Annotated in this window: 5 protein-coding genes; 4 read left to right on the plus strand and 1 reads right to left on the minus strand. The window is 69.6% G+C overall.

Translation table 11 applies throughout. The features are described from left to right. Nucleotides 1-488: 488 nt before the first annotated feature. Complete coding sequence (locus tag ACFPZL_RS07435; RefSeq protein WP_218116054.1) at nt 489-1,706, plus strand: NADP-dependent isocitrate dehydrogenase; 1,218 nt, start codon at nt 489-491, stop codon at nt 1,704-1,706. A 260-nt stretch (nt 1,707-1,966) separates the two neighbouring features. Further along, nucleotides 1,967-3,031, plus strand: coding sequence for a C45 family autoproteolytic acyltransferase/hydolase (locus ACFPZL_RS07440; protein WP_236022106.1), 1,065 nt, complete (start codon nt 1,967-1,969; stop codon nt 3,029-3,031). Nucleotides 3,032-3,153: 122 nt separating this feature from the next. Here the strand turns inward: ACFPZL_RS07440 and ACFPZL_RS07445 are convergent, their stop codons facing one another. Then, complete coding sequence (locus ACFPZL_RS07445) at nt 3,154-4,269, minus strand: LLM class flavin-dependent oxidoreductase (RefSeq protein WP_382334992.1); 1,116 nt, start codon at nt 4,267-4,269, stop codon at nt 3,154-3,156. A 277-nt stretch (nt 4,270-4,546) separates the two neighbouring features. Here ACFPZL_RS07445 and ACFPZL_RS07450 point away from each other — a divergent pair, with 277 nt between their 5' ends. Both ACFPZL_RS07450 and ACFPZL_RS07455 read left to right on the plus strand, forming a co-directional pair. Then, nucleotides 4,547-7,168: a LuxR C-terminal-related transcriptional regulator gene (locus ACFPZL_RS07450; protein WP_218116051.1), complete on the plus strand. Its 2,622-nt coding sequence runs from the start codon at nt 4,547-4,549 to the stop codon at nt 7,166-7,168. A gap of 332 nt (nt 7,169-7,500) precedes the next feature. Beyond that, the gene (locus ACFPZL_RS07455) at nt 7,501-8,847 is read left to right on the plus strand and encodes a sugar transferase (RefSeq protein WP_236022105.1); all 1,347 of its coding nucleotides are present in this window, start codon (nt 7,501-7,503) and stop codon (nt 8,845-8,847) included. The last annotated feature ends 221 nt before the right edge of the window (nt 8,848-9,068 follow it).

Below are 9,068 nucleotides of genomic sequence, written 5' to 3' on the forward strand. Positions count from 1 at the left end.
CCGACGCCGCACCGATCGACGCCGCGCTGATCGCCGCCGTGCGGCAGACCTCCGCGAATCAGGCGCGCGTCATGGGCTGGACCGATGTCGGCGGCATCGCGCCGGGCCGGCGCGCGAACCTCGTGGTGCTCGACCCGAGCCTGCGCGTGCGCGAGGTCCTCGCGTAGCGCCCCCTCCCTCTCCCGCGCTCCTCCCCTCCCGGCAGTTGCTCAGTAATGACGGGTGCGCGACACCCTGACCCCTCGCTACTGAGCAACTGCGGGGGAGAGAGGGGGATGGAGAGAGGACCGGGATGGGGCGGGACGGCGCGGGACGGGGACCGGCGAGAAAGCGATTATCTCGACGTCGAGATAAATCTGTGATCTCGGGTAGGATGGACGAGGCCCGAACGGGCTCGGAGCGCCGCGCAGTCGCAGCGGCCACACTCGTGCGGCGTCCACCATCGCCGCACGCCCCTGGTTCACACACCACGACATATGGGAGCAGCATTGGCGAAGATCAAGGTCGAAGGCACGGTCGTCGAACTCGACGGCGACGAGATGACGCGGATCATCTGGCAGTTCATCAAGGATCGTCTGATCCACCCGTACCTCGACATCACGCTCGAGTACTACGACCTCGGCATCCAGTACCGCGATGAGACGGAGGACCAGGTCACGATCGACGCCGCCCATGCGATCCAGAAGCACGGCGTCGGCGTCAAGTGCGCCACCATCACCCCCGACGAGGCCCGTGTCGAGGAGTTCGGCCTGAAGAAGATGTGGAAGAGCCCCAACGGCACGATCCGCAACATCCTCGGCGGCGTGATCTTCCGCGAGCCCATCATCATCTCGAACATCCCGCGGCTCGTGCCCGGCTGGAACAAGCCGATCATCATCGGCCGCCACGCGTTCGGCGACCAGTACCGCGCCACCGACTTCCGGTTCGCCGGAGAGGGCACGCTGACCGTCGAGTTCACCCCGAAGGACGGCTCGGAGCCGCAGAAGTTCGAGGTCTACCAGGCACCGGGCGACGGCATCGCGCAGGTGCAGTACAACCTCGACGCGTCCATCCGCGACTTCGCGCGCGCTTCGCTGAACTACGGCCTTTCACGCAATTACCCGGTCTACCTCTCGACCAAGAACACCATCCTCAAGGCGTACGACGGTCGCTTCAAGGACATCTTCCAGGACGTCTACGACGCCGAGTTCAAGGATCAGTTCGATGCCGCCGGGCTCACCTACGAGCACCGCCTCATCGACGACATGGTCGCCTCGGCCATGAAGTGGGAGGGCGGCTACGTCTGGGCCTGCAAGAACTACGACGGCGACGTGCAGTCGGACACCGTGGCGCAGGGCTTCGGCTCGCTGGGCCTCATGACCTCGGTGCTCACCACGCCGGACGGCAGGATCGTGGAGGCGGAGGCCGCGCACGGCACCGTGACGCGCCACTACCGCCAGCACCAGCAGGGCAAGCCGACCTCGACGAACCCGATCGCCTCGATCTTCGCGTGGACCCGCGGTCTGCAGCACCGCGGCAAGCTCGACGGCAACCAGCCGCTGATCGACTTCGCGCTGACCCTCGAGGACGTCGTCATCAAGACCGTCGAATCGGGCAGCATGACGAAGGATCTCGCGCTGCTCGTCGGGCTGGAGCAGGGCTACCAGACGACGGAGGAGTTCCTCGCGACGATCGATCAGAACCTGAAGGATCGCCTCTCGGCCTGATCCCTCGGTCGAGGATCGTGGACGGGGTCGGCGCAGTGCGCCGGCCCCGTTTCCGTTCGTCTGCGCGATAGTGCCGGCGGCGACGGTAACGACGGCGACACCGGCAACACCGGCAACACCGGTGGCGATGGTGGAGCGATGGAGCCTGCGGCTGGGGATCGCGATCCCTGTCGGACATGCGGCAGACCTGGCAGGATCGACATAGGCCCGAGGCGCCGCCCGCCGATGCGCCTCGGCACCGCCCGCCACGAGGAGGACCCGTGAACACCGAGACCCGACGCCTGCACCTGAGCCTCGAAGGAGCGACGCGCTCGGAGCTCGGTCGTCGCCGGGGTGAGGCGCTGCGGCCGACGCTCGCCGTCGCCTACGCGAAATACGCGGAGCTGTTCCGGCGGCTCGGCGTCACCGCACGCCTCGAGCGCGCGGGCGTCGACCGTTCCCTCGCCGCGATCGAGGGGTGGCGACCGGAGGTGATCGCGGAGTTCGAGGGGGTCGCCGCGGGAGCCGGCGTCGGGCTCGAGCAGGTCGCCGCGCTCAACGCGCGCACCGAGATCCTCGCGCTGGCGCCGCGCGCCTCGTCGGAGTGCTCCACCGTTACGGCTGTCGTCGACGGGCATCGCCGCGGCGTGCAGACCTGGGACTGGCACATCGAGCTCGACCCCTTCTGGCACACCCACGAGGTCGCCGGCCCCGGCCACCGCTATGCGGGCCTCACCGAGCAGGGTATCCTCTCCAAGATCGGCGTCAACGACGCCGGCCTCGCCCTCCACTTCAACATCCTCGGTCACCGGGACGACGGCCCGGGCGGCGTGCCCATGCATGTGCTCTCCTCGGTCGTGCTCGCCGAGTGCGCGACCGTCGATGCGGCGATCGCGCTGATCCGTGAGGCGCCGATCGCCTCCTCATCGGCGTTCACGATGCTCGACTCCGCGCAGTCCGTCTCGGTGGAGATCAGCCCGGCGGGGGTCTTCCCGATCCCCGAACGGGCCGGCTCGGTGCAGCGCACCAACCACTTCCAGCACGAGACCCCCCTGGCCGCGCAGAAGACGGAGCTGTACGAACCGGACTCGTCGGAGCGCCTCGAACTCGTGCGCGAGCGGCTCGGGTCGGGTCTGCCGGGCGGAGACGCCGAGATGGTCGAACTGCTCGTCTCGGGTTCGGGCCAGCCGCCGCTGACCTGCGTTCCGGACATGGCGCTGAGCTACGGCGAACGATGGGCGACCCTGGCGACGGTGATCACCGACCCGGATGCGCGCACCGTCCGGATCCTCGACGGCATGCCGACCGAGGCCGCGACCGGAGACTGGATCGCGCTGACCGTGTAGGCTCCGCGCGAGAATCCGCACAGCGTCAGGAATCTGCGCAGCGTCAGCAAGAATCCGCGAAAACTGCTGACGGACGGTGGATTGCTGACGCTGCGCCGACGCCCCGCGACAGGAACGCCGGGTCAGGCCGCGAGCAGCTCGCGCACGCGCGGGATCACCTCTCCGCCGTAGAGCTCGATGCTCGACATCAGCTGCGCGTGCGGCATCGTCCCGTTCGCGTACTTGAGGTCGAAGCGGTCGGCGCCCAGGGTGCGCACGGTCGCCGCGATCTTCTGCGCCACGGTCTCGGGCGAGCCGACATGCAGTGCGCCGGCGTCGGCCTCGCGCTCGAACTCCGCGCGGGTCGGCGCAGGCCATCCCCGCTCGCGCCCGATCCTCTCCCGCTGCGCTGCGAAGTGCTGCCACAGCTCGTCGCGTGCCTGCGCGTCGGTCTCGGCGACGTGCCCGGGGGAGTGCACGCCGAGCGGCATGGGTGCGGGGCCGGATCCCGAGCCCGATTCCGAACCCGATCCCGAGGCCAGTTCGGCCTGCGCGCTGCGGTAGAGCTCGACGAAGGGCAGGAACCGCGCCGGGGCTCCGCCGATGATCGCGAGCATCATCGGGATCCCGGCGCGCACCGAACGCAGCACCGAATGCGGGCTGCCGCCGACGCCGATCCAGGCGGCCACCCCGCCGGGTCGCTCGGTCTTCGGATGAACCTCCTGCGCGGCGAGCGGCGAGCGGTGCCGACCTGACCAGGTCACCGGGCCCTCCTCGCGGAGCCGTCCGAAGAGTTCGAGCTTCTCGGTGAAGAGCTCCTCGTAGTCGGCGAGGTCGTAGCCGAACAGGGGGAAGGACTCGGTGAAGGATCCGCGTCCGAGGATCACCTCTGCCCGACCGCCGCTGACACCGTCGAGCGTCGCGAAGCGCTCGTAGAGGCGCACCGGGTCGTCGCTCGACAGCACGGTGACGCCGGTGCCGAGCCGGATCCGCTCCGTCCGGCCTGCGATCGCTCCGAGTACGATCTCCGGGCTCGAGATCGCGAAGTCGTCGCGGTGGTGCTCGCCGAGCGTGATGGCGTCGACGCCGACCCGGTCCGCGAGCACGGCCTCCTCGATGACATCGCGCAGGACCTGGGCCGGGTGGACGCGGGCGCCGTCGCCGTCGACGGTGATGTCGCCGAAGGTGTCGAGGCCGAGGACGACGCGATCGGGATCGGCGGAACCGGCGGCGGAGGAGATGGGTGATGCGGTGCTCATAGGGGATGCAACGGCGGTCGAATGAATATATTCCTTGATGCGACCGTCAAATATCACATCCTGGAAACAACGTGATAGACCACCGGCGGAGTTTCTTGAAATATACGTAAGTAGAGAGTACTTATTTTGCTTAGGAGAATCAGATCCGGGTCTACGCTGAGTGGACTGCTGAACGATTCGGCACCGCGACTAGGGAAATCGATATCGGTGTCGGGGGGTCGCGAGACCGACGGTTCGGCGATGCCGGATGCTGATGGGGGTCATGATGCGGCAACGAGTGAACACAGATGTCCACGATGCCTGGGTGGCGGGCGTGCATACGCACCGCTTCTCGAGCACGACGCCGGAGCGGATCGACGAGCTCACCGCGGTCCTCGCCGAAGCGGGCAGCTCGGTACTGCTCATCGGCGAGCCGGGGAGCGGCAAGAGTCGGATCGCGCAGGAGGTGGCGTACTCGCTCGGCGACCGGATCGGCGAGCAGGTGTCCGTCACCGTGCTGCTCCGGCCGTCCCACCCGATGCACGGCATCGCCGCACTGCTCGGCCTCGACCTGCCCGCGTTGTTCGAATGGGACCCCGGCCAGGAGACCCGGCACGAGGATCCCGAGCACCCGCAGCAGGCAGTGCAGCGGATCCTGCAGGAGCTCTCCTCGCGCGCCGACGGCGGGCTCCCCGTGCTGGTGGCGGCGGGGATCGACGAGTACCCTCCGGTGACGGCGTACCTGTTCGACCAGCTGATCCGCTCGCGTCGGATCCGCGTGATCGCCACGGCGCACCGCCTGACCGGGGCCGCGGCCTTGATCTCGAGCGACCCGAGAACGGTCGAGATGCCGATCCGTCCGTTCACCGTCGAGGAGAGCGGGCGCTACCTGCAGCAGATCCTCGCCAGCGACTCGATCGAGAACCGCACGCTGCTCCAGTGGCATCGGCTGACCCGCGGCAACGCCTACTCCTTGCTCCTGCTGACCGTCGCGCTGCAGCAGCACGGCCGCATCGGACGACACCGCGGCGTGGTCTGGGAACTGCCCGGCGACCGGACGGTCCCCGAAGAGTTCGCCGAGCATCTCGTCGGGACCTGCTCCGCGGAGGAGATGGCGACGCTCGAGGTGATCGCCTTGGCGGAGCCCCTCGTGGAGGCGGGGCTCCTGCAGCTGCTCGACCCCGATGCGGTGACTTCGCTGCGCCGTCGCGGCCTGGTCGTCTCGCGGACGATGCACAACGGCGCCGTGGCGCTCTCGCTCGACACGCCCGTGATCCGCGAGGCGCTCCGCGAGCAGATGCCCGCGCCGCACCGGATCGAGGTCGTGACGCGCATCTTCGAGGCGCTCCTGCAGGAGTCCGGCACGGATCCGCAGCATTCGCCGGAGCGCATCCTGCGTCTGGTGATCTTCGGCATCGAGGCCGAACGCCCCCTGCCCTTCGACTGGCTCTGGCTGGCTCTCGAGGCGCGGGAGAGCATCGAGGAGGCGCGTTGGCTCAGGATCGCCCTCATCGTGGCCCGGCACCCGGAGGCCACCGCCGTGCAGAGCGCGATCGCCGCGCTGCTGGCCGGCCGCATCGCGCGCGTGCTCGGCGACCCCGCGCTGCTGGCCGACGCGCTCGAACTGGCGGGGGAGGCAGCGGGTCGTCTGCGGCGGGCGACGATCGGCGTCACCGCGGAGAGCGTGGCCCTCGAATTGGAGCTCGTCGACGAACTGCTCTTCGAACTGGGCGACGCCGAGGCGGCGTTGGGCCGGCTCGATGAGCTCGACGGGCAGGTGCGCGGTCAGGATCAGGAGCGCGTCGAGGCGGTGGCCGCCGCTCGCGCCTACGCGATGGCGTGCGCGGGCGAGCTGCGCCAGGCCGACGCCCTGTGCGCTGACACCGACCCGCACGGGTCGATGCGCGTGGAGTGCGCGCGGTCGCGGTCGCGGCTCGTGAGCGCCATCGTGCGCATCCAGGAGGGGCGGTACACCGAGGCGATGCTCATCGCCGAGAACGCCAGGCACCTGGCCGTGTACGGCTTGCGCCCGATGGAGGAGGCCGACCTGCTAGGCTTCGTCCGGTTCCTCGCGATCTGGAGCAGCGGTTCGGTCGAGGCGAGCCGCGTGGCCCTCGAGGAGTTCGAGGAGACCGCCCTGCCCGGGGTGGTCCACTCCGGTCTGACGGAGTGCGGCCGTGCGCTGCTGCGGCTCGCAGAGGGCCGGTGGCGGCTCGCCGCGCAGGAGGCCGAGCGACTGCAGGATCGCCTCGCCGAGCACGACGTGCACGGGCTCCGGCCGCTGGTGCGGGCCGTGCTGGCTCTCGCGTGCGCCGCACTCGGCGAGCGGGAGGAGTCCGTCCGCGAGATCCGCGAGGCCGAGCGGAACCGGCCGGGCCTCTCGTCGGCTCTGCTGGGGATCCTGCGCCTGCTGACGCTGCGCGCCCGGCAGTGGAACTACTCCGCCGATCTGACCGTCTGCGCCAAGCGGCTCGCGGCCTGGGCGGCCGAGCAGGGTCTGGCGGCGATCGAGCTGCAGGCGCTGCACGTCGGGGCCATGTCGAACCCCTTCGAGTTCGAGCGGATGGTGCCGCGCCTGCGGGTCCTCGCCCGGCAGATCGACCTGCCCCTCGGGGTGACCGTCCTCGCGCATGTCGAGGAGTTCGTCAGCCAGGCGGAGGCGTGGGACTCCCCGAGCGCGCGGACGCTCTCCGAACTCGGGATCTGGGCGCCGCTGCCGCCGACTTCGAAACTGTCGGCGCGCGAGCGCGAGATCGCCCTGCTGGCGTCGCTCGGCTACTCGAGCAAGTGGATCGCCGAGCAGTTCCATCTGTCGGTCCGCACCGTCGAGACGCACCTGCGCCACGTGTTCACGAAGCTCGGTGCCAGCAACCGCGATGAGCTGCGCGTCTGGTTCCGGAAGGAACGCCAGCCCGCCTGAGCGCCGGCCCCCGCCCTCACGCACTACGTACCCCGACGGTGCGAACGCGCCCGATCCGGGATGATTCGCGCCCTTGACCAGACCACTTCCCGACCCTGCTGAGTAGCGGCTACGTATCTTGCCGCGAACGGGTTCCGTCGCGTTCCTACGATGACGCAACGCATCCGTACTCGGACAGGGGGAACGCCATGCTGGTGCGAAACGACGAGAGGTTGGCCGGGGGAAACCCAACCGGGTCGGTCGATCTCTTCCCGCGACGGGAGCCCGCTCCCGATCGACGGAGGGCCTGGGAACGCAGACTGCATCGGAACCTCGGTGCGACGGATGCCACGGTGATCCTGTGCAGCGTCAGCGCGGGAGCCGCGGTGGATGTCGGCTTCCGAGGGGCGAGTCTGCAGGATCTCTGGTTCCTGCCGATCCTCGCGCTGGTCTGGCTCGGGCTGCTGGCCGCGATCCATTCGCGAGAGCCGAGCTGCCTCGGCACGGGCACCGCCGAGTACCGTCGGGTCGCGAACGCCACGGGTCTGGCGTTCGGCGTGATCGCCTTCTCCATCCTGATGGTGCCCACGCCCGGCGGCCGGAGCGCGCTCGTCGCGGCGCTCGCCGCGGGAATGCCCGCGCTGCTGCTCAGCCGGTGGATCTGGCGGCACTGGCTGCACCGGCAGCGGCTCGCCGGGAGCTGCAGCTCGCGCACCCTGGTGGTGGGGCATCGCGACGACGTGGCGTACGTCATCCGCACGCTCGACCAGGGCGGTGAGAACGGCTTCCAGGTCGTCGGGACCACGCTGTTCGACGACTCCGGCGCCTCGATCTCCGTGGGCGAGTCGACGTTCCCCGCGCTCGGCGACTCGCGCAGCGTCGCGCGAGCGGCGCAGCGGAGCGGTGCCGACACGATCATGGTGGCGAGCCGGCCCGAGGGCGTGCCATCGTTCGTCCGGGAGCTCAGCTGGGAGCTCGAGGGGACCGCGATCGAGCTGGTGCTCTCCAACCGGGTGACCGACGTCGTCGGGCCCCGGCTCTCTCTGCGCCCCATCGACGGTCTGCCGCTGCTGCACATCGGAATCCCGAGCTACGAGGGCGGCCATCACCTGCTCAAACGCGGTCTCGATCTCCTCGTCGCGTTCTGCGGGGTCGCGGTGACGGCGCTCATCGCTCCGATCGTCGCGCTGCTCGTCCTCGCCGAATCCCGGGGGCCGGTCTTCTTCGCGCAGCAGCGGGTGGGGCGCGACGGCCGCACCTTCACGATGTACAAGTTCCGCACGATGGTGCCCGATGCCGAGGCTCGACTCGCCGATCTCATCGCCGAGAACGAGGGCGCCGGGCCGCTGTTCAAGATGAAGTCCGATCCGCGCGTGACGCGAGTCGGGGCCGTGCTGCGCAAGTTCTCCATCGACGAGTTCCCGCAGTTCTGGAACGTGCTGCGCGGCGACATGAGCGTCGTCGGGCCGCGCCCGCCGCTCCCGTCGGAGGTGACGGCCTACGATGGGGCCGTCGTTCGGCGCCTGTACGTGAAACCCGGCATCACGGGCCCCTGGCAGGTCTCCGGGCGCAGCGACCTCTCGTGGAACGAGAGCGTGCGCCTCGATCTCAGCTACGTCGAGAACTGGTCGGTCATGAACGACCTGCAGATCATGTGGCGCACTGCCCGAGTCATGCTCGGTCGGCAAGGAGCCTATTGACGGTTCCCCTCAGACGCCCGCCCCCTCAGTCTCCGCAGACCCCCCCTGTTGTCAGGCGAGGCTGAGGGGGTCGGCCATTTCTGCAGGATTCGAAGGCGGCGACGGAGCCCGGGGCGGGATCGGTCGTGCGGGCGCTCGAGCGCCCGCCTGGCTCAGAGCCCGCGGAACATCGTCGTGGCGTCGTTCCCCGGCCGGTGCGTCGGTGCGGCGAAGCCGCCGCC

Origin of the sequence: Leucobacter soli, assembly GCF_042659205.1 — a bacterium.
In the GTDB taxonomy this organism is placed as follows: domain Bacteria; phylum Actinomycetota; class Actinomycetes; order Actinomycetales; family Microbacteriaceae; genus Leucobacter; species Leucobacter soli.

Excerpts from the sequence above, each read along its gene's own strand:
- ACFPZL_RS07445 (WP_382334992.1), bottom strand. The coding sequence starts at position 4,269 with ATGAGCACCGCATCACCCATCTCCTCCGCCGCCGGTTCCGCCGATCCC.